General features: G+C 71.8%; 27 protein-coding genes and 1 riboswitch. Of the genes, 14 read left to right on the forward strand and 13 right to left on the reverse strand.

What is annotated here, in order from left to right; genetic code table 11:
• Positions 1 to 3: 3 nt before the first annotated feature.
• Positions 4 to 1,167, reverse strand: a complete 1,164-nt coding sequence (gene nagA / locus AB0M99_RS28210; protein WP_365925218.1) for an N-acetylglucosamine-6-phosphate deacetylase — start codon at positions 1,165 to 1,167, stop codon at positions 4 to 6.
• A complete protein-coding gene (locus AB0M99_RS28215; RefSeq protein WP_365925349.1) occupies positions 1,167 to 2,060 on the reverse strand; it encodes an ROK family protein in 894 nt (297 codons plus the stop codon). The genes nagA and AB0M99_RS28215 overlap by 1 nt, the downstream gene beginning before the upstream one ends.
• A 295-nt stretch (positions 2,061 to 2,355) precedes the next feature.
• Here AB0M99_RS28215 and AB0M99_RS28220 point away from each other — a divergent pair, with 295 nt between their 5' ends.
• The 3 genes from AB0M99_RS28220 (at position 2,356) to otsB (ending at position 4,853) form a co-directional block, all read left to right on the forward strand.
• Positions 2,356 to 3,657, forward strand: a complete 1,302-nt coding sequence (locus tag AB0M99_RS28220; protein WP_365925220.1) for an extracellular solute-binding protein — start codon at positions 2,356 to 2,358, stop codon at positions 3,655 to 3,657.
• A 36-nt stretch (positions 3,658 to 3,693) separates the two neighbouring features.
• Positions 3,694 to 3,930: a DUF3263 domain-containing protein gene (locus tag AB0M99_RS28225; RefSeq protein ID WP_365925222.1), complete on the forward strand. Its 237-nt coding sequence runs from the start codon at positions 3,694 to 3,696 to the stop codon at positions 3,928 to 3,930.
• A 74-nt stretch (positions 3,931 to 4,004) separates the two neighbouring features.
• A complete protein-coding gene (gene otsB, locus AB0M99_RS28230; RefSeq protein ID WP_365925224.1) occupies positions 4,005 to 4,853 on the forward strand; it encodes a trehalose-phosphatase in 849 nt (282 codons plus the stop codon).
• 375 nt (positions 4,854 to 5,228) lie between these two features.
• On the opposite strand, the gene AB0M99_RS28235 is transcribed toward otsB, so the two are convergent.
• Complete coding sequence (locus tag AB0M99_RS28235) at positions 5,229 to 6,590, reverse strand: trehalose-6-phosphate synthase (RefSeq protein WP_365925226.1); 1,362 nt, start codon at positions 6,588 to 6,590, stop codon at positions 5,229 to 5,231.
• Between the two features lie 63 nt (positions 6,591 to 6,653).
• The gene (locus tag AB0M99_RS28240; protein WP_365925351.1) at positions 6,654 to 7,604 is read right to left on the reverse strand and encodes a glucosyl-3-phosphoglycerate synthase; all 951 of its coding nucleotides are present in this window, start codon (positions 7,602 to 7,604) and stop codon (positions 6,654 to 6,656) included.
• 198 nt (positions 7,605 to 7,802) lie between these two features.
• Positions 7,803 to 7,959, forward strand: a riboswitch (SAM riboswitch).
• Between AB0M99_RS28240 and thrC the strand changes: the two genes are divergently transcribed.
• The 4 genes from thrC to groL all read left to right on the forward strand — a co-directional run bounded on the left by thrC (position 7,953) and on the right by groL (position 12,128).
• On the forward strand, positions 7,953 to 9,251 hold the full coding sequence (gene thrC / locus AB0M99_RS28245) for a threonine synthase (RefSeq protein WP_365925228.1): 1,299 nt from the start codon (positions 7,953 to 7,955) through the stop codon (positions 9,249 to 9,251). It overlaps the preceding riboswitch by 7 nt.
• A gap of 36 nt (positions 9,252 to 9,287) precedes the next feature.
• A complete protein-coding gene (locus AB0M99_RS28250) occupies positions 9,288 to 9,563 on the forward strand; it encodes a MoaD/ThiS family protein (protein WP_365925231.1) in 276 nt (91 codons plus the stop codon).
• Between the two features lie 409 nt (positions 9,564 to 9,972).
• Complete coding sequence (locus AB0M99_RS28255) at positions 9,973 to 10,179, forward strand: cold-shock protein (protein WP_030009783.1); 207 nt, start codon at positions 9,973 to 9,975, stop codon at positions 10,177 to 10,179.
• Between the two features lie 326 nt (positions 10,180 to 10,505).
• Positions 10,506 to 12,128: a chaperonin GroEL gene (gene groL / locus AB0M99_RS28260; protein WP_365925234.1), complete on the forward strand. Its 1,623-nt coding sequence runs from the start codon at positions 10,506 to 10,508 to the stop codon at positions 12,126 to 12,128.
• Positions 12,129 to 12,227: 99 nt separating this feature from the next.
• On the opposite strand, the gene AB0M99_RS28265 is transcribed toward groL, so the two are convergent.
• Both AB0M99_RS28265 and AB0M99_RS28270 read right to left on the reverse strand, forming a co-directional pair.
• Positions 12,228 to 12,809: a Uma2 family endonuclease gene (locus AB0M99_RS28265; protein WP_365925236.1), complete on the reverse strand. Its 582-nt coding sequence runs from the start codon at positions 12,807 to 12,809 to the stop codon at positions 12,228 to 12,230.
• 59 nt (positions 12,810 to 12,868) lie between these two features.
• Positions 12,869 to 13,036, reverse strand: a complete 168-nt coding sequence (locus AB0M99_RS28270) for a hypothetical protein (RefSeq protein ID WP_365925238.1) — start codon at positions 13,034 to 13,036, stop codon at positions 12,869 to 12,871.
• A 311-nt stretch (positions 13,037 to 13,347) separates the two neighbouring features.
• Here AB0M99_RS28270 and AB0M99_RS28275 point away from each other — a divergent pair, with 311 nt between their 5' ends.
• The 3 genes from AB0M99_RS28275 to AB0M99_RS28285 all read left to right on the forward strand — a co-directional run bounded on the left by AB0M99_RS28275 (position 13,348) and on the right by AB0M99_RS28285 (position 16,361).
• Positions 13,348 to 13,968 carry a phosphoribosylanthranilate isomerase gene (locus AB0M99_RS28275; RefSeq protein WP_365925240.1) on the forward strand — a complete coding sequence of 207 codons (621 nt, stop codon included), beginning with the start codon at positions 13,348 to 13,350 and terminating at the stop codon, positions 13,966 to 13,968.
• A gap of 81 nt (positions 13,969 to 14,049) precedes the next feature.
• On the forward strand, positions 14,050 to 14,778 hold the full coding sequence (locus tag AB0M99_RS28280) for a beta-glucanase (RefSeq protein ID WP_365925242.1): 729 nt from the start codon (positions 14,050 to 14,052) through the stop codon (positions 14,776 to 14,778).
• Positions 14,779 to 14,918: 140 nt separating this feature from the next.
• On the forward strand, positions 14,919 to 16,361 hold the full coding sequence (locus AB0M99_RS28285; RefSeq protein ID WP_365925244.1) for an alanine/glycine:cation symporter family protein: 1,443 nt from the start codon (positions 14,919 to 14,921) through the stop codon (positions 16,359 to 16,361).
• Positions 16,362 to 16,398: 37 nt separating this feature from the next.
• Here AB0M99_RS28285 and AB0M99_RS28290 read toward each other — a convergent pair whose 3' ends face one another.
• The 5 genes from AB0M99_RS28290 to AB0M99_RS28310 form a co-directional block, all read right to left on the reverse strand.
• Positions 16,399 to 16,992: a peptidase inhibitor family I36 protein gene (locus tag AB0M99_RS28290; protein ID WP_365925246.1), complete on the reverse strand. Its 594-nt coding sequence runs from the start codon at positions 16,990 to 16,992 to the stop codon at positions 16,399 to 16,401.
• A 336-nt stretch (positions 16,993 to 17,328) separates the two neighbouring features.
• Entirely contained in the window at positions 17,329 to 17,838 is a 510-nt protein-coding gene (locus AB0M99_RS28295; RefSeq protein WP_365925249.1) for a dihydrofolate reductase family protein, read from the reverse strand.
• Positions 17,839 to 18,049: 211 nt separating this feature from the next.
• A complete protein-coding gene (locus tag AB0M99_RS28300) occupies positions 18,050 to 19,528 on the reverse strand; it encodes a PTS transporter subunit EIIC (RefSeq protein ID WP_365925251.1) in 1,479 nt (492 codons plus the stop codon).
• A gap of 36 nt (positions 19,529 to 19,564) precedes the next feature.
• On the reverse strand, positions 19,565 to 20,569 hold the full coding sequence (gene murQ / locus AB0M99_RS28305) for an N-acetylmuramic acid 6-phosphate etherase (protein WP_365925253.1): 1,005 nt from the start codon (positions 20,567 to 20,569) through the stop codon (positions 19,565 to 19,567).
• Positions 20,566 to 21,507, reverse strand: a complete 942-nt coding sequence (locus AB0M99_RS28310) for a MurR/RpiR family transcriptional regulator (protein WP_365925255.1) — start codon at positions 21,505 to 21,507, stop codon at positions 20,566 to 20,568. Before AB0M99_RS28310 ends, murQ begins: the two co-directional genes overlap by 4 nt.
• A gap of 100 nt (positions 21,508 to 21,607) precedes the next feature.
• Between AB0M99_RS28310 and AB0M99_RS28315 the strand changes: the two genes are divergently transcribed.
• Genes AB0M99_RS28315 through AB0M99_RS28325 form a run of 3 tightly spaced genes read left to right on the forward strand, consistent with a single transcriptional unit; the run spans position 21,608 to position 22,844 of the window.
• On the forward strand, positions 21,608 to 21,988 hold the full coding sequence (locus tag AB0M99_RS28315) for a hypothetical protein (RefSeq protein ID WP_365925257.1): 381 nt from the start codon (positions 21,608 to 21,610) through the stop codon (positions 21,986 to 21,988).
• A gap of 7 nt (positions 21,989 to 21,995) precedes the next feature.
• A complete protein-coding gene (locus AB0M99_RS28320) occupies positions 21,996 to 22,262 on the forward strand; it encodes a DUF4031 domain-containing protein (RefSeq protein ID WP_365925259.1) in 267 nt (88 codons plus the stop codon).
• A 51-nt stretch (positions 22,263 to 22,313) separates the two neighbouring features.
• Positions 22,314 to 22,844: an SMI1/KNR4 family protein gene (locus AB0M99_RS28325; protein WP_365925261.1), complete on the forward strand. Its 531-nt coding sequence runs from the start codon at positions 22,314 to 22,316 to the stop codon at positions 22,842 to 22,844.
• Between the two features lie 34 nt (positions 22,845 to 22,878).
• Here the strand turns inward: AB0M99_RS28325 and AB0M99_RS28330 are convergent, their stop codons facing one another.
• Together AB0M99_RS28330 and AB0M99_RS28335 are read right to left on the reverse strand one after the other, a co-directional pair.
• Entirely contained in the window at positions 22,879 to 24,090 is a 1,212-nt protein-coding gene (locus tag AB0M99_RS28330) for a Cmx/CmrA family chloramphenicol efflux MFS transporter (RefSeq protein ID WP_365925353.1), read from the reverse strand.
• 54 nt (positions 24,091 to 24,144) lie between these two features.
• Positions 24,145 to 24,825 carry a hypothetical protein gene (locus AB0M99_RS28335; RefSeq protein ID WP_365925263.1) on the reverse strand — a complete coding sequence of 227 codons (681 nt, stop codon included), beginning with the start codon at positions 24,823 to 24,825 and terminating at the stop codon, positions 24,145 to 24,147.
• Between the two features lie 143 nt (positions 24,826 to 24,968).
• Here AB0M99_RS28335 and AB0M99_RS28340 point away from each other — a divergent pair, with 143 nt between their 5' ends.
• Positions 24,969 to 25,664, forward strand: a complete 696-nt coding sequence (locus AB0M99_RS28340) for a copper homeostasis protein CutC (RefSeq protein WP_365925265.1) — start codon at positions 24,969 to 24,971, stop codon at positions 25,662 to 25,664.
• Positions 25,665 to 25,789 lie beyond the last annotated feature (125 nt).

Raw genomic sequence — 25,789 nt, forward strand, 5'->3', positions numbered from 1 at the left:
CCGTCAGGCCGTGGTTCGGCCCAGCGGGTTGACGATCCATTCGCCGCGCCGCATGACGCCCTTGACGTCGAAGGCGGCGTCCAGGACCACCAGGTCCGCGTACTTCCCGGGCTCCAGCGAGCCGACCTGGTCGTACAGGCCGAGAAGCTTGGCCGGGTTGGCGGAGATCGCCTGGACCACGGACTCGACGGGGAGCCTGTCCAGGGTCACCGACCGCTTGAAGGCAGTGTCCAGGGTCAGGGTGGAGCCGGCGATCGAGCCGCCCTCGACGAGGCGGGCCACGCCCTCCTTGACCTCGACCTCCAGCGGACCGAGGTGGTAGATCCCGTCTCCGAAGCCGGCGGCGTCCATCGCGTCGGTGATCAGCGCCACCCGGTGCGCGCCCGCGTGGTGGAAGGCCAGCTCCAGCATGGCCGGGTGCAGGTGCGTGCCGTCGTTGATCAGCTCGACGGTGACCCGCTCGTCCTCCAGCAGCGCCGCGATGGGGCCGGGCGCGCGGTGCTCCATGCCCGGCATCGCGTTGTAGAGGTGGGTGGCCACGGTCGCGCCCGCGTCGATGGCCTGGCGCGTCTGGTCGTAGGTGGAGTCCGTGTGCCCGATCGCGGCGATCACCCCGTGCTCCGCCAGCAGCCGTACGGAGTCCAGGCCGCCCGGCAGTTCGGTGGCGAGGGTGAACATCCGGGCGGTCCCGTGCGAGGCGTCGACCAGCTTGCGGACCTCGGCCGGGTCGGGGTCGCGGAGCAGGTCCTCCTTGTGCGCGCCCTTGCGGCAGGGGTTGATGAACGGCCCCTCGAAGTGGATGCCCGCGATCTCGCCCTGCTGGGTCAGTTCGGCCAGCAGTCCGGCGCGGCGGGCCAGTTCGTCGAGTTCGCCGGTGACGGTGGACGCGACCAGGGTGGTGGTGCCGTGCTCGCGGTGGGTCCGTACTCCCTTGAGGATCTCCTCGGCGGTGCCGGAGGTGAAGGACGCGCCGCCGCCGCCGTGGTTGTGCATGTCCACGAAGCCGGGGACGATCCAGTGGCCGGAGAGGTCGACGACGCGTGCGTCCTCGCGGGCGCTGCCGGCGATGCGGTCGCCGTCGACGATGACGCGGCCGCCCGCCACGGTCCCGGTGGGCAGCACCACGTCGGCGCCGGACAGGACGGTGCTGTGAGCGCTTCCGGACATCAGGCAGGTACCTCCGTGGCGAGTAGGTCCCAGGCGAGCAGCCCTGCGCCCAGGCAACCGGCGGTGTCCCCGAGGGCCGCCGGAACGATGTGGGGCAGCCGCTGGAACGTCACGCGCTCCTCGACGGCCTTCCGTAGTGGTGTGAACAAGGTTTCCCCGGCCTCGGCGAGCCCGCCACCGATGATCAGCGTGCGCGGGTCCAGCAGGGTGATCGCGGTGACCAGCCCGTCCGCGAGTGCGCCGATGGCGGTCAGCCAGACCTCGTGGGCGCGCTCGTCGCCGGATTCGACGGCCTTGGCGCAGTCCGCGGCGTCGGCCTCGGGGTCGCCGGAGGCGCTCGCCCAGGCGCGGCTGACGGCGGAGGCGGAGGCGAGGGTCTCCAGGCAGCCGTGCTGGCCGCAGCCGCAGGCGGGGCCGCCGGGGCGGACCACGATGTGGCCGATCTCGCCCGCGTAGCCGTGGGCGCCCGCCTCGATGCGGCCGGCGATGCCGATGGCGCCGGCGATGCCGGTGCCGAGCGGGACGAAGAGGAACCGGTCGGCGCCGCGGCCCGCGCCGATGCGGCCCTCGGCGAGTCCGCCCGTGCGCACGTCGTGGCCGAGGGCGACCGGGATGCCGCCCAGGCGTCTGCTGAGCAGTTCGCGCATCGGTACGTCGCGCCAGCCCAGGTTCGCCGCGTAGACGGCGATCCCGTTCTCGGCGTCGACGATGCCGGGGACGGCGACCCCGGCGGCCGAGGCGACCGTTCCGTAGCGCTCGCGGCCGAGGTCGAGGAGCTCGGCGGCGAAGTCCTGGATCGTCTCGACGACGGCTTCGGCGCCCCGCTCACGGCCGGTGGCGCGGCGCGCCTCGTGGAGCAGGAGGCCGTCGGCGGCGACGAGGGCGGCCTTCATCCCAGTGCCGCCCACATCGAGGGCGATGACGTGTTCAACGGGTTTCACGGGTGACAGTCTCGCGTGCTGGAAGGGGAAAGGTCTAGTCCACTGAGGAGGGATTGTTGAGTCGCCATACAAAATCGGGACCAAGGTCCGCGCGCTGCCCTGGGCAGAAGCGGAGGAGAGGGCGTGAAGAGGCAGGGGGGAGGCGGGGGAGAGCCGGGGGAGGGGTGCCGTCCGGATGTGGCGGAGCCGCCAAAGTGGTGTAGACCTTACGTGGATCGTACGTACAACAAGGGGTGGCAAGAGAACTGTGAAGGGCCGTTACCTGAGCCTGGCCGTGTCCGGCACCGCACTGTGTCTGACCGCTGTGACGCTGACGGGCTGCGGGGCCGTGTCGAGCCTCACCGGTGACAACGAGGTGACCCTGCGGGTCGTGGCGGCCGACTACGGGGACAATCCGCAGAACTCCTCCGCGGCCTACTGGAAGGAACTCTCGGAGTCCTTCGAGAAGGAACACCCGGGAATCAACGTCGAGGTCAGCGTCTACTCCTGGTCGGAGGTCGACGCCAAGGTCGCCGAGATGGTCAAGGCGGGCAAGGCCCCCGACATCGCGCAGATCGGCGCCTACGCCGACTACGCCGCCGACGGCAAGCTGTACACCGCCGACGAACTGCTCTCCGTACAGACCGAGGCCGACTTCCTGGCGCCGCTCGCCGACGCGGGCAAGGTCAAGCGCGTCCAGTACGGGCTGCCCTTCGTCGCCAGCACCCGGCTGCTCTTCTACAACGAGAAGCTGCTGACGGACGCCGGCGTCATACCCAAGGACGCCAAGACCGGCTGGCAGCCCAAGAGCTGGGCGGACCTCGAAGCGGCCGCCAAGAAGCTCAAGGCCGCCGGCGTGCAGACCCCCTTCGCGCTGCCGCTGGGCCGCGAGGAGGCACAGGCCGAGACGATGATGTGGCTGCTCGCGGGAGGCGGCGGCTACACCGACAACGAGGAGTCGTACGCGATCGACTCCCCGGAGAACGTCAAGACCTTCGAGTTCCTGCGCGACAAGCTGGTCGGGCAGGGCCTGACCGGCGCCGTCGAGCCCGGGAAGCTGGACCGGCAGGCCGCCTTCGACGCCTTCACGCGGGGCGAGGCCGGCATGCTCAACGGGCACCCGACGCTCCTGAAGCAGGCCGGGGAGAAGGGCGTGAAGTTCGGCATGACCGCCATGCCGACGATCGACGGGACCGAGCACTCGGCGATGGGCGTCGCCGACTGGGTGATGGCGTTCAAGAACGGACACCGCACGGAGTCCGGGAAGTTCCTGGACTACCTCTACCAGGCCAAGAACGTGACGGCCTTCACCGGCAAGTACGACCTGCTGCCGGTCACCACGAGCGGCTACCGGGCGATGGACGCCGCCGCCGGGGCCTCGCAGACGCAGCTGAAGACCTTCCTCCAGGCGCTGCCCAGCGCACGGCTGTACCCGGTCGGCAAGAAGTCCTGGGCGGCCGTGAGCGAGGACGTCAAGCAGAACATCGGCAAGAGCGTGCAGCCGGGCGGGCAGCCCGCGAAGGTCCTGGAGGACATCGCGGGCGCGGCGCGGGCCGCCGACCCCCGCTGAAACCCGGGTGTCAGCCGGCGGCGTTAATCTGGCCGTATGACGGACGAGGGGCGGCTGACCGCTGAGGAAGCGGCCGTGCTCGCCTACGAAGGCCGCACCTGGCCGGGGCCCGGGGCCAAGGAGCGGGCCATACGGGAAGGACTGGGGATGGCCCCGGTCCGGTACTACCAGCTGATCAACGCGCTGATGGACGACCCCCGGGCCCTGGAGCACGCGCCGGGCACGGTGAACCGGCTGCGGCGGATCCGCGAGGCCCAGCGGGCCCGGAGATGACGGGTCGGGGGCGCTCGCCGCGGACGTGGTCCGCGCCGTAGCCGTCGCCCCGCTCGGCCGTTAGGGTCGTGCGTATGGGGAGCCATCCGCACGACCTGCCGATGCCCGTCACCGTTGCCGGACGCGAGGGACTCGAAGCCCTCCTCCGGGTACCCCGGCGCTCCGTGGTCGCCCTCGACTTCGACGGCACCCTCGCCGAGATCGTCCCGGACCCGGACCAGGCGCGCGCCCACCCCGGTGCCGTCCCCGCACTCGCCGCGCTGGCCCCCGAGGTCGCGTCGGTGGCCGTGGTCACCGGACGGCCCGCCGGGGTCGCGGTCCGCTACGGGGGCTTCGCCGGCGTCTCCGGCCTGGAGCACCTGGTGGTGCTGGGCCACTACGGGGCCGAGCGGTGGGACGCGGTGTCCGGGATCGTGCACGCGCCGGCCGAGCACCCCGGGGTGGCGGCCGTACGGGCCGAGCTGCCGGGCTTCCTGGACGCGATCGGCGCGTGGCGCGGGACCTGGATCGAGGAGAAGGGCCGGGCGCTCGCGGTCCACACCCGGCGGGCGGCCGACCCGTCCGCGGCCTTCGAGGCCCTGCGCGAACCCCTGGCCGAACTCGCCGCGCGGCACGGGCTGATGGTCGAGCCGGGCCGTGCCGTACTGGAGCTGAGGCCGCCGGGCATGGACAAGGGCGTGGCGCTGTCGGAGTACCTGGCCGAGACGGGCGCGGAGGCCGTGCTGTACGCCGGCGACGACCTGGGCGACCTCGCGGCGTACTCGGCGGTGGAGAAGCTCCGGACCGACGGCATGCCGGGGCTGCTGGTGTGCAGCGGCTCGGCGGAGGTCCCGGAGCTGGCCGCCCGTGCCGATCTCGTCCTCGACGGGCCCGCGCAGGTCGTCGCGCTCCTGTCGCGCCTGGCCGTCGCCCTGCGGGGCTGACCGGCCCCTGCCCGTGAGGCCGTCGCCCTGCGGGGCTGACCGGCCCCTGCCCGTGAGGCCGCTGCCCTGCGGGGCTGACCGGCCCCTGCCCGTGAGGCCGCTGCCCTGTGGGCTGACCGGCCCCTGCCCGTGCGGCGCCGTTGCGGGGCTCCGCCCCGTACCCCGCGCCTCAAACGCCGGCGGGGCTGGATTTCGGCTGATGCCGCCCGCCCGGTGCGGCTGGATTGCGCGAAGCGCAACTGCAGCGCCGCCGCGCAATTGCAGCCCGGCGAGTTCCAGCCCCGCCGGCGTTTGAGGCGCGGGTCCGGGCGGAGCCCGCGGGGGGCCGCGCCTCGGGGGTGCCGCCCGGCGGAGCCGGACACGGCAGCGGACCCCCTAAGTGCTGAGGGCGGTGAGCTGCGCGGCGAACCACTGGGCCGGGGGGAGCGCAACGGCGGCCGCCGCGAGCCGCTTCGTGCGCTCGGCGCGCTCCGCCGCCGGCATGGACAGCGCCGCGTGCAGGGCCTGCGCCGTCTGTGTCACGTCGTACGGGTTCACCGTCAGCGCGTCCTCGCGGAGCTCCTCGTACGCCCCCGCCCCGGTCGACAGCACCAGCGCGCAGCCCGCCTCCGACACCACCGGGATCTCCTTCGCCACCAGGTTCATCCCGTCCCGCACCGGGTTCACCAGTGCCACGTCCGCCATCCGGTACGCCGCCAGCGAGCGCGCGAAGTCGTCCTGCACCGACACCAGCACCGGCTGCCAGTCCGCCGTGCCGAACTCCGCGTTGATCTCCGCCGCCAGCTCCGCGACCGACTCCGTGTACGCCCGGTACACCGCCAGGTCCTGCCGCGACGGATAGGCGGAGGCCAGGTGCACCACCCGCCCGCGCCACTCGGGGCGGGCCGTCAGCAGCTCCCGGTACGCCAGCAGGCCGCGCAGGATGTTCTTCGACAGCTCGGTCCGGTCCACCCGCACGATCGTCTTCAGGTCCCCGACCTCCGCCCGCAGCCCGGCCAGCTTGTCGTCCACCTCCGGCCGGTGCGCCAGCGCCCGCAGTTCGTCCGCGTCCACGCCCAGCGGGTACGCGGACACCTCCGTCCGCTGCCCGGCCGGGCAGCAGCTCAGGAAGTTCTCCGCCCACTGCGACGTGTGGAACCCCAGCCGGTCCGCACCGAGCATCCCCCGCAGCAGCTGCTCCCGGACGTCGTCCGGGAGCATGCCCAGGAAGTCCCGCGAAGCCCACGGCGTGTGCGTGAAGTGCCCGATCCGCAGGTCCGGCCGCAGCTCGCGCAGCGCACCCGGCACCAGCGCCAGGTGGTAGTCCTGCACCAGGACGCGGGCCCCCTGCGCCGCCTCCTGCGCGAGAGCCTCGGCGAAGGCCCGGTTGTACCGCACGTACGACGCCCACCGCCGCCGGAACTCCGCGTCGAAGACCGGCTCGCGCGGGACGTCGTACAGGTGGTGGTGGGTGAACCACAGCACCGAGTTCGCGATGCCGTTGTACGCGTCGTCGTACACCTCGGGATCGATGTCCAGCATCCGGACCCCTGGCTCGGCGACGCCCCTGCGCACCGCCTCCCGGTCCGCGTCCGACAGCGCGGCGCAGATCCACAGCGCCTGCGGCTGCTCGGCCAGGGCCGCCGAGAGACCGGAGACGAGTCCGCCCCCGCCGCGCCGGGCGCTGAGCGTGCCGTCGGCGGCCAGGGCGTACGAGAGCGGGCCGCGGTTGGCGGCGACGAGTACCTGAGAAGCCATGCGGCGAACCTAGCCCGGCCCGTGCCCGCTCAAACGTCAGTTCCTCCCGGGCGTTTTCCCCGGTTACGCCACACGACGGCGCGCGTACTCCTCGATGTCGCGCATCGGCGGCCGCTCCTCGGTGTCCACCGCGTACGTGTGCGGGACGAAGCCGTCCGGGCCCCGATCGAACTGGGTCAGCTCCGGCCGTACGAGGTGCCCGCGCGAGAGCCGCAGCTGGGCCGTGCGGTAGATCGCCGCGGCCATCCGGCCCAGCGCCTGGCCGTCCTGGTGGCGGTGCAGGCGTACCCCCACGTCCACCTGGGCCAGCGCGTCGAGCCCGACCGTGTGCAGCGCGTCCACCAGCAGGCCCAGCTCGACCCCGTACCCCACGGGGAAGGGCAGCCGCTCCAGCAGGGAGCGGCGTACGGCGTACTCACCGCCCAGGGGCTGTACGAAACCGGCGAGTCTCGGCCAGTGGAGGTTGAGCAGCGGGCGCGCCACCAGCTCGGTGACCCGCCCGCCCTGGCCGGGGGCGTCGCCGAGCGGACGGTCGTACATCGCCTTGACGAACTGCACGTCCGGATCGGTCAGCAGCGGGCCCACGATCCCGGACACGAAGGCGGCGGAGAAGTCGCGCAGGTCGGCGTCGACGAAGCACACGATGTCGCCGGTGGTGACCAGCAGCGAGCGCCACAGCACCTCGCCCTTGCCGTGCAGGGCCGGGATCCGCGGCAGGATCTCGTCGCGGTGCACCACCCGGGCGCCGGCCTTCGCCGCGACCTCCGCGGTGCCGTCGGTGGAGCCCGAGTCGATCACGACCAGCTCGTCCACCAGGGGGACGGGCAGTCCCTCGATCAGATCGCGCCGGATCACCTCGACGATATCGCCGACCGTCGCTTCCTCGTCGAGCGCGGGCAGCACCACGCTGACCGTGGTCCCCGCTGCCCGCTTGGCGGAAAGCAGCTGGTCGAGCGGTCGGTCGGCGGCGGACCAGGAGCGGTCTGCCAGCCAGCGCTCCACCTCTTCCAGCACCTTCTGCACTCCCTGGTTCATCATCGGGTTCATTACTGGTTTGGACCGAAATGTGATCCATCTCGCGGTTCGGACGGCTGTCTCAACCGCCCGGGCCTTCGGTTACAGTCTTGAACAACGCGAAGGTCCACCGCATGCCGGGGGTCCCCGCGTACAAACGCACCGGCGCGCCATAGAGCGCGTGTGCCGGTGCCATACCGCTCATCCAGAGGGGCAGAGGGACACGGCCCGTTGAAGCCCCGGCAACCCTCCAGTCGGTTCTCGCGATGCGTTTTTGCGCACTCCCGCGAGGTCCCCGGCTAGGGAAGGTGCCAATTCCGTCTCATGGCGAAGTGCGCCATGGGGAAGATGAGGAGAAAGGGCCTCGCCATCATGGCTGCACAGACTGCTCCCACCTCTGTCGATCTCGGACCTGCCACCGGCCTTTCCTGCCGCGAGTGCGGAACCCGCTTCGAGCTCGGTCCGATCTTCGCCTGCGCCGAGTGTTTCGGACCGCTGGAAGTCGCCTACGACCTCCCCCTCGGTGACCCCGAGGCGCTGCGCGCGGCGATCGAGGCCGGACCCCAGAACATCTGGCGCTACGCGCCGCTGCTGCCCGTCCCCGCGGACGTGGCCTCCAAGCCGAGCCTGAACCCCGGCTTCACCAAGCTCGTGGACGCGGCCAACCTGGCCAAGGAGCTCGGCGTCACCGGCAAGCTCTACGTCAAGGACGACTCCGGCAACCCGACGCACTCCTTCAAGGACCGCGTCGTGGCCATCGCCGTCGAGGCCGCCCGCGCCTTCGGCTTCACCACGCTCTCCTGCTCCTCCACCGGCAACCTGGCCGGCGCCGTCGGCGCCGCGGCCGCCCGGGCCGGCTTCCGCTCGTGCGTGTTCATCCCGCACGACCTGGAGCAGGGCAAGGTCGTCATGGCCGGTGTGTACGGCGGCGACCTGGTCGGCATCGAGGGCAACTACGACGACGTCAACCGCTTCTGCTCGGAGCTCATCGGCGACCCGCTGGGCGAGGGCTGGGGCTTCGTCAACGTCAACCTCCGCCCGTACTACGGCGAGGGCTCCAAGACCCTGGCGTACGAGATCTGCGAGCAGCTCGGCTGGCAGCTGCCCGACCAGATCGTGATCCCGATCGCGTCCGGCTCGCAGCTGACGAAGATCGACAAGGGTCTGCAGGAGCTGATCAAGCTCGGCCTGGTCGAGGACAAGCCGTACAAGATCTTCGGCGCCCAGGCCGAGGGCTGCTCCCCGGTGTCCACCGCCTTCAAGGCCGGTCACGAGGTGGTCCGCCCGCAGAAGCCGAACACCATCGCCAAGTCGCTGGCCATCGGCAACCCGGCGGACGGCCCGTACGTCCTGGACATCGCCCGCCGCACCGGCGGCTACGTCGAGGACGTCAACGACGAGCAGGTCGTCGAGGCCATCAAGATCCTGGCGCAGACCGAGGGCATCTTCGCCGAGACCGCGGGCGGCGTGACCGTCGGCGTGACGAAGAAGCTCATCGAGAACGGGCAGCTCGACCCGGCGCTGACCACCGTGGTCCTGAACACCGGCGACGGCCTCAAGACCCTGGAGGCGGTGGCCGCGGACAGCGGGCAGACCGCCACCATCCGCCCGAGCCTGGACGCGTTCCGCGCCGCCGGCCTGGTCTGATCCTCTCTCCCTGCACACCGGAAAGGCAGAAGCGCCATGAGCGTCAACGTCCGCATCCCCACCATCCTGCGCACCTACACCGGCGGCAAGGCCGAGGTCCCCGCCGAGGGCGCGACCCTCGCCGAGGTCATCGAGTCCCTGGAGAAGAGCCACCCGGGCATCGCCGCGCGCGTCCTGGACGACCAGGGCAAGCTGCGCCGCTTCGTGAACGTCTACGTCAACGACGACGACGTGCGTTTCGAGGGCGGACTGCAGACGGTGACGCCGGAAGGCGCCGGCATCTCGATCATTCCGGCCGTCGCGGGCGGCTGATCCCGGCCGGCCGGCGTCCGGCTGGCACGTAAAATCTAGAATTGCCCCCTCCGCTAATAAGCGGAGGGGGCAATTCTGCTTGGTTGGGCGCGGTAGGGTTGGGGAAGTCCCCTCCGCTGTTCTTGCCCGCCGCATATGAGCGGGTCGCATGAGGGTTGACATTGAGTCAACATGCAAGTGCCGTATGGGCTGTTTGCGGTGCTATGCCGGGTCCGAGTTGCCCTGGAAGATGCCAGCTTTTCACTCTATTTCAATCTTTCCCCGTGTCCAGAATTCTCGTCGGATTGACCTGTTGCAGACAGCAGCGGTGCGGATACATTCAGCCCCGGTCGAGGCGTTCCGGCGCAAGTTCTGACCCGGGACCGCGAAGTGCGGTCCTGCGCAAGGGCCAGTAATAGGGGAGTTAGGCATGGCTCAGGGCACCGTCAAGTGGTTCAACGCGGAGAAGGGCTACGGCTTCATCGCGGTCGACGGTGGTGCGGATGTGTTCGTCCACTACAGCGCCATCCAGATGGACGGGTACCGCACCCTTGAAGAGGGTCAGCGGGTCGAGTTCGAGATCTCGCAGGGCCAGAAGGGTCCGCAGGCGGACATGGTCAAGCTCGCACTCGGCTAGTCCCGGCGCGATCGACCGCCCACGCGTACGCACGAGGGGCCCACATCCTGGACACGGGATGTGGGCCCCTCGTACGTCGTCCCCCGGCGGCCCGTGTCCCGCCCGCCTCCCGGCCGGGCGTTGCACGAAGCCGCTTGCACTCGGGGGGGTCGAGTGCTAATCATTGGCGTTAGCACTCTCCTGGTGAGAGTGCTACTAAGACGAGGACCGGGTCGGTGAGGCCCGCAGGGTCCGGCGGGAAGGAACCGCCGGGCACGCAGGCCGTCCGTCGCGGGCGCGGGCGCGGTCCGGGAGCAATCCACCGCTGTCCGGGAGGACCACTTCAGATGGCCAAGATCATTGCGTTCGACGAGGAGGCCCGGCGCGGTCTCGAGCGAGGCATGAACCAGCTCGCCGACGCCGTCAAGGTCACCCTTGGCCCCAAGGGTCGCAACGTCGTCCTTGAGAAGAAGTGGGGCGCCCCCACGATCACCAACGATGGTGTCTCCATCGCCAAGGAGATCGAGCTCGAGGACCCGTACGAGAAGATCGGCGCCGAGCTGGTCAAGGAAGTCGCCAAGAAGACGGACGACGTCGCCGGCGACGGTACGACCACCGCCACCGTCCTCGCCCAGGCGCTCGTCCGCGAGGGCCTGCGCAACGTGGCCGCCGGTGCGAACCCGATGGCCCTCAAGCGCGGCATCGAGAAGGCCGTCGAGGCCGTCTCCGGCGCCCTGCTGGAGCAGGCGAAGGATGTCGAGACCAAGGAGCAGATCGCTTCCACGGCCTCCATCTCCGCCGCCGACACCCAGATCGGCGAGCTCATCGCCGAGGCCATGGACAAGGTCGGCAAGGAAGGCGTCATCACCGTCGAGGAGTCGCAGACCTTCGGTCTGGAGCTCGAGCTCACCGAGGGCATGCGCTTCGACAAGGGCTACATCTCGGCGTACTTCGCCACCGACATGGAGCGCATGGAGTCGTCCCTCGACGACCCGTACATCCTGATCGTCAACTCGAAGATCGGCTCGGTCAAGGACCTGCTGCCGCTCCTCGAGAAGGTCATGCAGTCCGGCAAGCCGCTGCTGATCATCGCCGAGGACGTCGAGGGCGAGGCCCTGTCGACCCTGGTCGTCAACAAGATCCGCGGCACCTTCAAGTCCGTCGCCGTCAAGGCCCCGGGCTTCGGCGACCGCCGCAAGGCCATGCTCGGCGACATCGCCATCCTCACCGGTGGCACGGTCATCTCCGAGGAGGTCGGCCTCAAGCTGGAGAACGCGGGCCTGGACCTGCTCGGCCGCGCCCGCAAGGTCGTCATCACCAAGGACGAGACCACCATCGTCGACGGTGCCGGTGACAGCGACCAGGTCGCCGGTCGCGTGAACCAGATCCGCGCCGAGATCGAGAACTCCGACTCGGACTACGACCGCGAGAAGCTCCAGGAGCGCCTCGCGAAGCTGGCCGGCGGCGTGGCCGTCATCAAGGCCGGCGCCGCGACCGAGGTCGAGCTCAAGGAGCGCAAGCACCGCATCGAGGACGCCGTTCGCAACGCGAAGGCGGCCGTCGAGGAGGGCATCGTCGCCGGTGGCGGCGTGGCCCTGCTCCAGGCCTCCGCGGTCTTCGAGAAGCTCGAGCTCACGGGCGACGAGGCGACCGGCGCCAACGCCGTGCGCCTGGCCCTGGAGGCCCCGCTCAAGCAGATCGCCGTCAACGGTGGTCTCGAGGGTGGCGTCGTCGTCGAGAAGGTGCGCAACCTCCCGATCGGCCACGGCCTCAACGCCGCGTCCGGCGAGTACGTCGACATGATCGCCGAGGGCATCATCGACCCGGCGAAGGTCACCCGCTCCGCGCTGCAGAACGCGGCGTCGATCGCGGCCCTCTTCCTCACCACCGAGGCCGTCATCGCCGACAAGCCCGAGAAGGCCGGCGCCGGCGCGCCGGGCGGCATGCCGGGCGGTGACATGGACTTCTGATCGGCCCGGGCTCCGGCCCGCCGTTGATCGGCTGTTCTCGAACGAGGGCGGCACCCCTTCCCGGCGGAGGGGGTGCCGCCCTCGGGCGTTTCCGGGGGCTCAGTTCGCGTAGTCCTTGAGCTTCTCGGTGTCCAGCGTGATCCCCACGGGGGAGGGCAGGATGACCCTCTTCCCGTAGGCGTATGACTCGGAATGCCGGTACGTCCCGCCCTCGGGGTCGCTGTGGACGCTGAGCATGTCCGTGTCCCGGTCGACGAGGAGGTACACCGGGATGCCCGCCTGGGCGTACGCGGTGCACTTCTCGCGCCGGTCGCGCTGGTCGGTATCGGGGTCGAAGGACGTGACCTCCACGACCATCAGCGTCCCGGCCGGATCCGCCCACTCGCCTTCCTGCGCGGCGTAGTGGTCGTACGGCGCGAGCGCCCCGTCGGCGCGGGCTCGTCCGGTGCGGTAGCTCTCCACTTTCAGCCCCTGCTCGGGGTAGAGGGCGAGCTCAGGACGCTGCTGCATGCACTGGCGCAGCAGCCACATGACGATGGCGCCGTGGCGCTGATCGGGCAACGGCTTGACTCCGAGCTTTCCGTTGATGAATTCGAGCGTGACCGTCTCGGGTGCGCGGCGGGCCAGCGTCTCGAAGTCCGTCAGGGACATCTGGGCGTGCGCGGCGGTGCTGGGGGTCATGGCGTCGCCTCCTCGACACCATGGTGCCCCGGTTCGGCCTCGGCTGAGCGGCGGACTGGTCATCGGCGATTCCCTTCGCGGATGCGGGTCGGGTGGGCGCGGACCTCGGCCGGGGTGAGGGCCGGGGTGAACACCGGCTTGCGGGGGGCTTCGGGGCGGCAGGCGATTTTGCCGTAGCCGGGCTTGGCGAGGGGGTGCGGGGCACCACTAAGCTGGACGTCATCCATGGGGATCGTCTCTAGTCCGATCTCGTTTGGTCAGGCCCTCGTTCGGTGTTGGCGCACCGGCGGGGGCCGATTTTCGTTTCCAGCCGCAAGGCAGGGCCTGATGGCCCTGCGTGGCAAGCCGATCACACATCGCCATCCGGCCTGGTATGGGCGGGGGTTGGGGAGGGCGGTGGGTGGTGGTGGGCTCCGCCCACCACCCATTCCACAGACAAAGCGCTCGGACTCTCGGGACTTGAGCCCCGGGGCCGGGCGGCCGCCCGGAACGTGGGACGTATCGGCGTGACAGAGCGCCGTTTGGTTGACTTGCCGCCATGAGCGACGGGAAGAGCGTGTTCGTCAAGATCTGCGGGCTGAAGACCCCGCACGACGTCGACGTGGCGGTGGAGGCCGGGGCCGACGCCGTCGGGTTCGTCTTCGCGCCGGGCAGTCCGCGCACCGTCGACGCCGCCACCGCGCGGGAGCTGGCCGCGCGGGTGCCGGACGGGGTGCTGACCGTCGGGGTGTTCCGGGGGCAGTCCGTCGAGGAGGTGCGCCGGCTCGCCGAGGAGAGCGGCGTGCGCGGCGTACAGCTGCACGGGGACGAACCGTCCGAGTACTACGCGCTGCTCCGAGCTCCGGGGCGCACGCTGCTGCGGGCCACCGCCGAGCATGTGAAGCGCTGCGGTGAGTACGGGGAGGACCTGCTGCTGCTGGACGCGCCCGACCCGGGCTCCGGCAAGCCGTGGAACTGGGGATCGGCGGACTTCACCGCGCCCGAGGGGCACTGGCTGCTCGCCGGCGGGTTGAACCCGGGCAATGTGCGAGAGGCGATCGGGACGACCGGGGCGTGGGGCGTGGACGTGTCCTCCGGCGTCGAGAGCGAGCGCGGGGTCAAGTCCCCCGAGCTGATCCGGGCCTTCATCGAGGCCGCACGGGGCGGCGCCCATCTCTGAAGGTAGTCATGTGATTACTCTGAGCGAGAACGGGTGTGTGGTCCGGGGATCCGCGGGCAGTCAAACCGTATGGACTCGGACATGTTCGGATGGCTGCGGCGCCTGACGCGCCGCCTCGCTCCGGGCGGGGGCGGTGGCGGGGTGCCGGTGTTCACCCCGCGCCGCGCTCCCGTCTTCACCGCCGACTTCGCCTCGACCACCCAGTGGGTCGCCGGCCGCTCCTGGGCGTATCCCGACGGCGGCCCGGTCAACCCGGGCGACAACAAGCTGGACCACCTCGTCCCCGACCCCGCCTACAGCCGGGGCGGCGTCTTCCGGGCGACGCGCCGCCCCGACGGCGACTGGGACACCGGGCTGCTCACCACCGAGGGCAGCGACGAGGGCTTCATGGTGCGCACCGGCGACGTGCTGGAGGCCCGCGTCCGGCTTCCGGTGGAGCAGGGGGCCTGGCCCGCGATCTGGACCTGGCTGGACGGCGGCCAGGAGATCGACGTCTTCGAGTACCACCCCGACAACCCCGACCTGCTGGAACTGTCCAACCACGTCCGGGAGGCGCACCGCTACCACCGCGACGCCACGGTCCGCCCGGGGGCGTGGGTCGACCTGAAGGTCGAGTTCGGGCGGAGCTCGGTCGTCTGGTGGGTCAACGGCGCCCGCGTGTACAGCGACGGGCGGGGCGTGGGCCGCAGTTGGCGCGCGTACCTCATCGTCAACCTGTCGGTGTCGGCCGGGAGGTACCACCCGGCGCCGGGGCCCGCGGTCACCGAGATGTCGTACGAGGTGTCACGGCTCCAGGTGTACCGGAGGTAGAGCGGGAGGCGTGCCGGGCGGGGTCGGGGGCGCGGGGTCGGGGTCGGGGTCGAAAGGCGCGTACGGCGGGTCTTCGGGCCCGCGCCCAGCGGACCAAGGTCCCTGTCGGCGGGCCTTCCGCCCCGGGGAGACTTCGATCCATGGACACCCTGGACTCGCTGATCGTCAGCGTGAACGATCACTTCTGGACCTACCTGCTGATACCGCTGGTGGTCGGTGCCGGCCTGTACTTCACGGTCCGGTCCAGGGGAGTGCAGCTGCGCCTGCTGCCCGAGATGTTCCGGGTGGTGAAGGAGAAGACCCCGCCGCGCGCCGACGGCCGCAAGCAGGTCTCGTCCTTCGGGGCCTTCACCATCTCCGCGGCCGCGCGCGTCGGCACCGGCAACATCGCCGGCGTCGCCACCGCCATCACCCTGGGCGGCGCGGGAGCCGTCTTCTGGATGTGGATGATGGCGCTGATCGGCGCGGCCTCCGCCTTCGTGGAGTCGGCGCTCGCCCAGCTCTACAAGGTGCGGGGTGCGACCGGCGCGTACCGGGGCGGTCCGGCGTACTACATGCAGCGCGCGCTCGGCAAACGCTGGCTCGGCGTGCTCTTCGCGGTGACCATCACCGTCACCTTCGGCCTCGTCTTCAACGCGGTGCAGGCCAACACCATCTCGGCGGTGGCCACGGGCTCGCTGCCGGAGACCGACACGGCCTGGTTCGGCCCGGTGACCGGCGTCCTGCTCGCGGCCCTCCTCGGCCTGGCGGTCTTCGGCGGGGTCAGGCGGATCTCGTCCGTGACGACCGTGCTGGTCCCGGTGATGGCCGTGGTCTACCTGCTGCTGGGCGCGGCGGTGGTCCTCCTCAACATCACGGAGTTCCCGCGGGTCCTCGCCGACATCGTCGGCGGCGCCTTCGGGCTGCGCGAGCTGGCGGCCGGCGGGATCGGGGCGGCGATCCAGCAGGGCATCAGGCGCGGCATGTTCTCCAACGAGGCCGGCCTCGGCTCGGCTCCGAACGCGGGCGCGGCGGCCGAGGTCTCGCACCCGGTCAAGCAGGGCCTCGTACAGTCCCTGGGCGTCTTCTTCGACACGATGCTCGTGTGCACGATGACGGCCTTCATCGTCCTGGTGACCAACCCGGAGCTCTCGGGCCGGCAGGGCGCGGACCTCACGCAGACCGCGCTGAGCGACACGCTGGGCGGCTGGGCGGGCCACGTGCTGACGGTGGTCGTCTTCATGCTCGCCTTCAGCAGCATGATCGGGAACTACTACTACGGCGAGACGAACATCCAGTTCATCACCCGCAAGCGGTGGGTCCTGCCCGGCTACCGGGTGCTGGTCCTGTCGGCGGTCGTGCTGGGCTCGCTGGGCTCGGTGTCGGTCGTCTGGAACGTGGCCGACGTGTTCATGGGCTTCATGGCCCTGGTCAACCTCCTGGCGATCCTGCCGCTGTCGGCCATCGCCTTCCGGCTGCTGGACGACTACCTCGCGCAGCGCCGCGCGGGCCTGGAGCCGGTGTTCACCCGCGACCGGATGCCGGACCTGAAGGGCGTCCAGTGCTGGGACCCGGTCCGTACGACGGTCCGGGCCCCGGCGTAGCTGGGCTAGTGGTGCGCGTTACGGGTGAGGGTGCGGGTCAGCAGACCCACAGGCCGTCCGCCTTGTCGTTGGCCCAGTTGCCGACGTAGGAACTCGAAGACGGGGCGGCCGCGGACCACAGCTGCTCCCAGGAACTGCCGGTCCAGTTGTAGACGGTGGTCACCGTCCCCCTGGTCTGGTTGTTGTGCCAGGACGAGGTCTGGTCGTTGAACCCCCAGTTGGCGAGGTTCTCGAAGTTGCAGTCCGACCACGTCAGCCGGCGGCCGTCGAAGTTGGAGTGCTGGTAGAGGCAGGTCCAGGCGTAGTTGCAGTTCGGCGAACCGAGGGCGGCGGCGGGCTCGTTCACGGCCCGCGCCTTCGTCTCGCCGGGCAGCGGCCAGGTCATGACGGCCTTCCCGTCGCGCCAGGAGGCCTGGTTGAGGCTGATCCGCTTGCCACCCGGCGTCAGGGCCAGCTGCTTGTCGATCTGCTTCTGCAGATCGGCCACTTCGCTGCTGCTCAGACCGGCCTGGTCGGCCTGGGTGGCGATGGTGGCGTCGAGGGTGGACTGGGCGGAGGAGGTGCCGGAGAGGCCGAAGACGGCGAGGGTGCCGGCCGCCAGGGCCACGGCGAACCTCGTGCTCGTGCGCATAGGAATCGTGTTCCCTTCTCGTCACGAAAGCCCCGGTTTTTGTGGGGCGACGCCACGCTATGGCACGTTTCGCGGCCCATCCAGGTCCGTACCGGACAGAGGCCCTCTTGACCCGCCCCGCGCGCGTCGGGCCAGGCCGCGGCGCGCCCGCGACGCGAAGTCCCGTCCCCCGGGCGGAGGAAGCCCGCCGTCCACGGCATCAATGAGCCAACGTGCCGCCGCCCGCCCCGATCGGCTCATGCCGGCGGCATGGAGTTCCCGGACGGGAACGGAGCATCCCGCCCGGGCGGGACCACGGAGGGCGTCACCCGGGCGAGCCGGCGGTGCGGAAGCGGGTCAGGAGGGTCTGGGACCGGGGGGCGTCGGGGGCGTGGTGCGGCGGTGTCGCAGGAGGACCACCTGGGAGTCGAAGGTCCGGGACTCGACGAGTTCCAGGCCGAAGCGGTCGGCCCGGGCCCGGAACACCGGCTTGCCGCCGCCCAGGACCACGGGGTGGACGAAGATGCGGTACTCGTCGATCAGGCCGTGCGCGGTGAGGTGGGCGGCCAGCGCGGACCCGCCGAACAGCAGCAGCGTCACGCCGGACTCCTTGAGCGCGGTCAGCTCCTCGACCACGTCCTCGCCGATCACCCGGGTGTTCCAGTCGGCCTTCTCCAGGGTGCGGGAGACCACGATCTTGGGCGCCGCGCGCCAGATCGGGGCGAAGGCCAGGTCGTGCTCGTGCGTCGAGTGCTGCTCCGCCTGCGGCCAGTAGCCCGCCATCATCTCCCAGACCACGCGGCCGTACAGGAACACCTTGTCGCCGCCGGTCAGCTCCTGCGAGTAGGCGGAGAGCTCCGGTCCCATCACCGGCCAGTCGAACTCGCCGTGGGGCCCTCGATGAATCCGTCGAGGGACTGGTGCACGAAGTGGATCAGCTTGCCGAGTTTGCCGTTGGTGCGCATGGCGGTGTCCTGTCCGGGCCCGGGTCTGCCGCGCCCGCGGGGGCGCGCTGTCATCTCTTCGTCGAACGGGCCGCCCGTTCTCGACATCCGGCGGCGGCCTGCGCGAGGGCCGCCTACGCGAGGGCCGGCTCCGGCGAGGGCTCGGTGGCGGGGGTCGTCGGCGTGGGGTCCGGGTCCGTGTTGAGCTCCGCCAGCATCTCCCGCGTGAAGCCGAAGAAGTAGGTCGCCACGAAGCCCACCAGGTAGCCGACCGCGAGGCCGCCCGCGTAGATCGCGAGGGTGGAGCCCATGCCCGCCCTGCCGTCCAGCAGCGGGAAGAGGGCCCAGCCCGAGGGCCCGATGGCGGTGGATCCGAAGGCGACACCGAGCTGGTTGAAGAGCCCGACGAAGGCCCCGCCCGCCGCACCGCCCACGCAGGCGGTGACGAAGGGGCGGCCCAGCGGCAGCGAGACGCCGTAGATCAGCGGTTCGCCGACGCCCAGGAAGCCCACCGGGAGCGCGGACTTGATGGTCGTGCGCAGGGAGCGGTTGCGCGGCAGGCGGTAGTAGACCGCGATGGCCGCGCCGACCTGGCCGGCGCCCGCCATGGCGAGGATGGGGAGCAGGACCGTGTACCCGGACTGCTCGATGAGGGTGGTGTGGATCGGGATCAGGGCCTGGTGCAGGCCGAGCATGACCAGCGGCAGGAAGAGGCCGCCCAGGATCAGCCCGGCGAAGGCGCCGCCGGTGGCGAGGAGCCAGTTGGCGAACGTACCGATGGCGGTGGAGGCCTCGCCGGCGATGAACATGAGGCCGAAGATGGTGACCAGGCCCGAGACCAGGACCGTGAGGGTGGGGGTGATCAGGACGTCCAGGGCCTCCGGGACCCAGCGGCGGCACCACTTCTCCACGTACACGGCGAGCAGGGCGGCCCCCAGCGCGCCCAGTACGCCGCCCTGGCCGGGCTTCAGCTCCAGGCCGAAGGCGGTGATCTTCGCGACGCCCGGGAAGACGATGATCGCGGCGACCGCGCCGCCGAGGATCGCCGTACCGCCGAACTCCTTGGCCGTGTTGTAGCCGACGAACACCGCGATCAGCGACATGAAGCCGGAGGCCATCGCGGCGAGCGCGGGGACCACCGCCGGCAGCCAGCCCGTGTTGGTCAGTACGCCGTTCAGGCCGGCGATGACGCCGCAGCCGATGAGCGCCGGGATCAGCGGGACGAAGATGTTCGCGATGCGGCGCAGGAACAGCTTGAAGGGGGTGGAGTTGCGCTCCTTCTGGGCCTCCTTCAGCGCCGCGCCCCGGTCCTTCAGCCCGTCCGCGGTCACGGCGTGCGCGGGCGCCGCCGAGCGGCCCTCCTCGACCAGCGCCTCGAACTCGGGCGTGACGCGGGCGACGGTGCCCGGGCCCAGCACGATCTGGTAGGTGTCGTCGTCGACCACGCCCATGACCGCCGGGAGCGCCTTCAGCGCCTCGTCCTGGACGAGCGAGCGGTCCCGCAGGCCGATGCGCAGGCGCGTCATGCAGTGCGCGATGGAGGTGATGTTGTCCGGGCCGCCGACCAGAGGAAGGATCGCGGCGGCTGTGGCGCGGTTCTTGTCAGTGGACATGGTGGTGGTCGCCTTGCTGTCGTGGAGGAGGTCAGGTCAGCGGGTCTGGGTCTGGGTCTGGGGCTGGGGCTGCGTCTGGGGCTGCGTCTGGGGCTGGGGGGTCTGGGTCTGGGTCTGGGCCCGGGTCTCGGCGAGGGCCGCGCGGAGGTGGCCGGACGAGGCGGCGAGCAGTTCGGCGGCCTTCGGACCGTCGACCCCGCCGAGGACGACGAGGATGGCGTCCTTGACCTCGCCGCCGGTGGCGGTGAGCGCCGCCTCGATCTCCGTGTCGGGTGCGCCGGTGGCCAGCGCCACGATGCGGCGGGCGCGGGCGCGCAGCTTCTCGTTGGAGGAGCGCATGTCGACCATCAGGTTCCCGTAGGTCTTGCCGAGGCGGATCATCGTGACCGTCGAGATGAGGTTGAGCACGAGCTTCTGCGCGGTGCCGGCCTTCAGGCGGGTGGATCCGGTGAGGAGTTCGGGGCCGACGACCACCTCGATGCCGTGCTCGGCGGCCGCCGCGAGTGCGGAGCCGGCGTTGCAGGACAGGCCGACGGTGAGAGCGCCGCGCGTGCGGGCGAACTCGACGGCGCCGATCGCGTACGGGGTGCGGCCGGAGGCGGAGATCCCGATGACGGTGTCCTCGGCGGTCAGCCGCAGCGCGGTGAGGTCCTCGGCGGCCAGCTCCCGGGAGTCCTCGGCACCTTCGACGGCCTTGACCATGGCGGAGGGGCCGCCCGCGATCAGGCCGACGACCTCGGCCGGGTCGGTGTTGAAGGTGGGCGGGCACTCGCTGGCGTCCAGTACGCCCATCCGCCCGGCGGTACCGGCGCCCGCGTAGACCAGGCGGCCGCCCCGGGCCATGCGCGCCGCGATGGCGTCGACGGCGGCGGCGATGCGCGGCAGCTCCCCGGCGACGGCGGCCGGGACGGTGGCGTCCTCGGCGTTCATGAGGCGGGCGATCTCAAGGGTCGACAGCCGGTCGATCTCGGCCAGCTCGGGGCGGAAGGCCTCGGTGGTGAGCGTTTCGAGCTGGGCGCGGAGTTCGGCGTACGCGGTCATGTGCGGGGCTCCTGGCGGGTGGTGCTGCGGTGGCGGTGGGCGAGCGCCTCGTACGAGGCCGCGAGCGCGGGCGCGGCGGTCTCGTACGTCTGCTGCGCGACGCCGACGAACAGGCAGTCGACGACGAGCAGTTGGCTGGTGCGGCTGGACATGGCCGCCGGGCGCAGCTGGGTCTCGCGGGCCGCGGAGGTGGTCAGCACCAGCTCGGCGTGGTGCGCGACCGGGGCGTTCGGGCGGCCGGTGACGGCGATGGTCGTGGCGCCGTGCTCGAAGGCGGTGCGGAGCGGCTCGATGACGTCGCCGGTCGAGCCGGAGTGGGTGATCGCGACGGCCACGTCGCCGGGGCGCAGCAGGACGGCGTTGGTGACGGCCAGGTGGGGGTCGCTGTGGGCGTGGGCGATCAGGCCGATCCGCAGCAGCTTCTGGGCGAGGTCCTGGCCGACGAGGGCGGAGGCGCCGACGCCGTAGATGTCGATGCGGCGGGCGGTGGCGAGCGCGGTGACGGCGGCGGAGAGCTGGGCCAGGTCGAGGGCGGCGGCGGTGTCGGCGAGGGTCTGCGCCTCCTCCTGGGCCAGTTTGGCGACGACGTCCGCGATCGGGTCGTCGACGGCTATGTCGACGGTGACTGCGGGCGCCGCGCCGGTCTCCTGCTGGGCCGCGAGCGCGGCGAGGGCCAGGCGCAGGTCGCGGTAGCCGGGGTAGCCGAGGAGGCGGGCGGTGCGGACGACGGTGGCCTCGCTGGTGCCGGTGTGCTCGGCCAGGGCGGTGACGGTGAGCCGTGAGCAGCCCGCGGGGTCGGAGGCGACGGCTTCGGCGACGGCCTGCATGGAGCGGGTCATGGAGGGGGCGAGGCTGCGCACGCGGGCGCGGAGGGCGTGGGCCGGCGGGGCCGGTGGCGCCTGGCCGGGGCTGAAAGTTTCTTTCGCATTCTCACTCACCCTTGAAATCTATTTTCAGGGGAGGTGGGGGTCAAGGCGCCATTGGGCCCCCGGAAAGAGGACCTTCGTCACCGGGCCTCCGCGGGTCCACAATGGGCCCATGGACCACGCGACCCCCCTGGAACAGGCGCTGCACGTCGCCCGTGCTCTGGTGCTCGCCGATCTCGCCGCGGGCGAGGTCGCCGATGCCGATGTCGTCTCCCTCGTCGAGGACTCGGTCACGCACCGCCGCTGGTGGGTGGAGCAGTGGCCGGAGGGGGTCGACTACCTTCCCGGACTCGTCGCCCAGGACGTGCAGGACGCGCTGTTGGAGAAGTACGGCCGCTGGCCGCTGTGCCCGGTCTGCTCGCACGGTGACCCGCACGCGCTCGACGTCGAGCCGGAGCTGGGCCCCGACCCGCACTGGGTGTGCTCGGAGGCGGGAGTGAAGGTGGCCGCGGTCGGCAGCCTCGGACCCGTTTTCCACACCGGCGGCCGGTGAGCCGCCGGTGACGCTCTACATCGACCCGCCGACCTGGCCCGGGCACGGCCGCCTGTGGTCGCACCTGGTCAGCGACGTCTCGTACGAGGAGTTGCACGCCTTCGCCGAGTCCATCGGCTGTCCGCCGCGGGCCTTCGAGCGGGACCACTACGACGTGCCGTCCCACCGGTACGCGGACGCGGTGGGCGCGGGCGCGGTGGAGATCGGCAGCAAGGAACTGGTCCGCCGCCTCACCGCGGCCGGTCTGCGCCGCCCGAAGGGCCGCCCGGCGTAGGCCGTCCCCTTCGGATCCTGCCGTGTCAGTGGGCCCCGTTAGCCTTCCCCGGTGATCGAGACCACCGGCGAGGACCGCCGCTTTCCGCATGCCCTGACCGAGGTGTCCCGGGTCGAGTTCGACTACGGCGACGAGGGCGAGGGCGTCGCATTCATGCCTTACGCGGCCTTCGGATCCGCCGAGGAGACCACCGACTGGCTGCGCGCCTGGACGGCGAACCACGAGCTCGACGGCGGTGCGTACCGGGTCTTCGGCGAGGACGGCTCCGGCGGCGTCGCCGCCATCTGGTGCGTCCGGCCGGGTCGCCCCCTCGTCGGGCAGCCCGTGGTGTTCATGGGCTCGGAGGGCGAGGTCGGGGTGGTGGCCGGGGACCTGTCCGACTTCCTGTGGGTGCTGGCCGACGGTTTCGGGCCGAGGGAGGCCGCCTTGTACTCGGAGCGCGAGGCGCGTCCGGACGCCGCCCTGGCCGAGATCGCCGAGCGGCACGCGACCACCCCGCGCCGGTCCGCGCGCGAGATCGTCGCGCAGGCGCAGGCGGAGTTCGCGACCTTCGAGGAGGACCTCGACGAGCTCTGCCGCTGAGGCGCGGCCGCCCGCCCCGGCGCCGTACGCCTAGCTAGACCTTCTCGGCCGCGTCCGCGCGGGCCGTCGGCGAGGCGGCCACGATGCGCGTGCGGGCGGGCGTACGGCGGTCCAGGCGCAGGGCCACGACGCCGAGGGCGATGGCGGTGACGGTCATGGCGGCGCCGGCCCAGGCCGTGGCCGCGAAGCCGTGGCCCGCGTCGATGACGGTGCCGCCGAGCCAGGGGCCGCCGGTGTTGCCGAGGTTGAAGGCGGCCGTCGTGGTGGCGCCGGCCAGGGTGGGGGCGGCGCCCGCGACGTTGAACATGCGGGCGTTCAGCGCCGGGGCGGTGAAGAACGCCGAGAACCCGATCAGGAACGAGAGGGCGACCGCCGCGGCCGCGGTCGACGCCAGCAGGGCGAGCGCCGTCAGGAAGACGGTCGAGGCGGTGATGCCCCACAGCATCACGCCGAACAGGTGCGCGTCCGCGACCCGGCCGCCGACGGTGGTGCCGACCAGCGCCCCGATCCCGAACAGGCCGAGGATCCACGGGACCCACTTCGAGTCCAGCCCGGCCACGTCGGTGATCAGCGGCGACAGGTAGCTGAAGGCGCAGAACACGCCGCCCGCGGCCAGTGCGGTGACGCCGATGGACAGCCACACCTGGCGGTCCCGGTAGATCCGCAGCTCCCGCGAGAGCGTCGGCTTCTCGGCGGGCAGCGGGATCCTCGGGATCAGCGCGAGGATGCCGACGAGCGCCACCGCGGAGGCCGCGCCGACCGACCAGAACGCGGAGCGCCAGCCGAGGTGCTCGCCGAGGAAGGCGCCGGCGGGGACGCCGAGGACGTTGGCGATGGAGAGGCCGCCGATCATGACGGCCATGGCCCGGGCCCGCTGGTGCTGCTCGACCATCGCGATCGCGACGGCCGCGCCGACGGCCCAGAAGCCGGCGCAGGCGAGCGCGGAGACGATGCGGGAGGCGAAGAGCAGCTCGTACGAGGGGGCCAGCGCGCCCGCGACCTGGCCGAGGCCGAAGAGGCCGATGAGCGAGACGAGCGTGGTGCGGCGCGGTAGCCGCAGCGTGGCCACGGCCAGCAGGGGGGCGCCGATGACCATGCCGATCGCGAAGGCGGATATCAGCAGGCCCGCCTGCGGAATGGTGACGTCCATGTCCTCGGCGATGGGCGGCAGGAGCCCGGAGAGCATGAATTCGCTGGTCCCGAGCGCGAAGACGGACAGGCCGAGGATGTAGACGGCGACGGGCATGCGGGGGCGTTCGGCTGCTGTGGGCACGACTCTCACCAACCGCCGCGGAAGCGATCACATTTCCGGCGAATCCCGATCCGCGGGTTCCGTGAGCCGTCCGAGCTCCGCGGCGAGGTTCGCGCGGGCCGGGGCCTCCCAGTGCGCGGCGCCGTACGGGGTGCGGAAGAGGCGCGGCAGGGCGAGCAGCTGGCGCAGCACGGCGGCGCGTCCGGCGCAGAAGGCTTCGTCGGGGACGAAACCGTACTCGGCGCGCACGGCCGCGACGTACGCCGCGTACGCGTCCGGGGCGCCGGCCAGGACGGCCAGGTCCGCGTCGCAGAGCACCTCGCCGTCGGTGTCGCCCGGGGCGGGGTCGTGGGTGACGGTGAGCCGCACCAGCCGGGCCACCTCGGCGGTGCGGGCGGCGTCGACGCCGAGCTCGGGCAGGGCGCGCTCGGCCAGGGCCGCGCTGCGCTCCTCGTTCTCGGAGCGGTCGGGGCGGTAGACGGCGTCGTGGAACCAGGCCGCGAGCTCCACGGCGGCGGGGTCCGCGGCGTGGCCCGCCAGTACGTCGATCCGTGCGAGTACGTCGGCCAGGTGCGCGGTGGTGTGGTACTTGCGCTGCGGCTCTGCCCAGGCGGTCAGGAGCCGGTCGGCGTAGGGCGCGGGTTCGCGGTCGGCGCCCGCGGCGGACGCGGTCGCGTGCCAGCGGGCGCGGAGCGGCGCGGTGTCGGTGTGCGCGGGGTCGGTGTCCATGGGCACATTGTGGGGGTGGCGTGATTGTGCTGGTGAAGCGCGGGCGAAGGCCCGTACCCTGGCATTGGACTAGACCTATTTTCCAAACCGGCCGGTAGTGGCCGGTACCGGCCAGACGAGCAGATTCCGAAGGATGGGATGACATGAGCAACCGTGCGCTCCTGGAGGTGATCGCCCTCGACGCTGAGGACGCGATCGCGGCCCAGGCCGGTGGGGCCGACCGCCTCGAACTGGTAGCCGACATGGCCGCCGACGGGCTCACCCCGCCGCGCGAGACCTTCGCGGCGATCCGGGCGGCGGTCGACATCCCCCTGCGCGTGATGCTCCGCAAGGCCGACGGCTTCTCGGCGGGCTCCGCCGCGGACCTGGAGCTGCTGGTCGCGGAGGCGCGGGCGCTGCACGCGGAGGGGGCCGAGGAGTTCGTCCTCGGCTTCCTGAACCCGGACGGCAGCCCCGACCTCACCGCCGTCGAGGCCCTCGTGGCGGAGCTGGCCGGCTGCCGCTGGACCTTCCACCGGGCCATCGACCGCGCCGCGGACCGGGACCAGCTGCGCAAGGCCCTCGCGGACGTGCCCGGACTGGACACCTACCTGACGGCCGGCGCCGCGGCGGGCGTCGACGCGGGTCTGCCGGTGCTGCTCGCGGAGGCGGCGCGCAGCGGTGAGCCGGGCTACGGGGCGAGCATCCTGGTCGGCGGCGGCCTGACCCTCGCCCACCTGCCGGAGCTGCGCGGGGCGGGCATCGACGCCTTCCACATCGGCAGCGCGGCCCGCCCCTCCGGCTGGGACCACCCCGTCTCGGCCGCCGCCGTCGCGGACTGGCGCGCGGCCCTGGCCTGAGCCGGCGGGGCTTCCGCCCCGGACCCTCGCCTGTACCGGCCGGGCGCGGCGCCACTGCCGGGGGTCAGCCCCCGGACCCCCGCGCCTCAAACGCCGGCGGGGCTGGTTCTGCGGCGGAGCCTTCG

It is taken from the genome of Streptomyces sp. NPDC051183 (assembly GCF_040682455.1).
Taxonomy (GTDB): Bacteria; Actinomycetota; Actinomycetes; order Streptomycetales; family Streptomycetaceae; genus Streptomyces.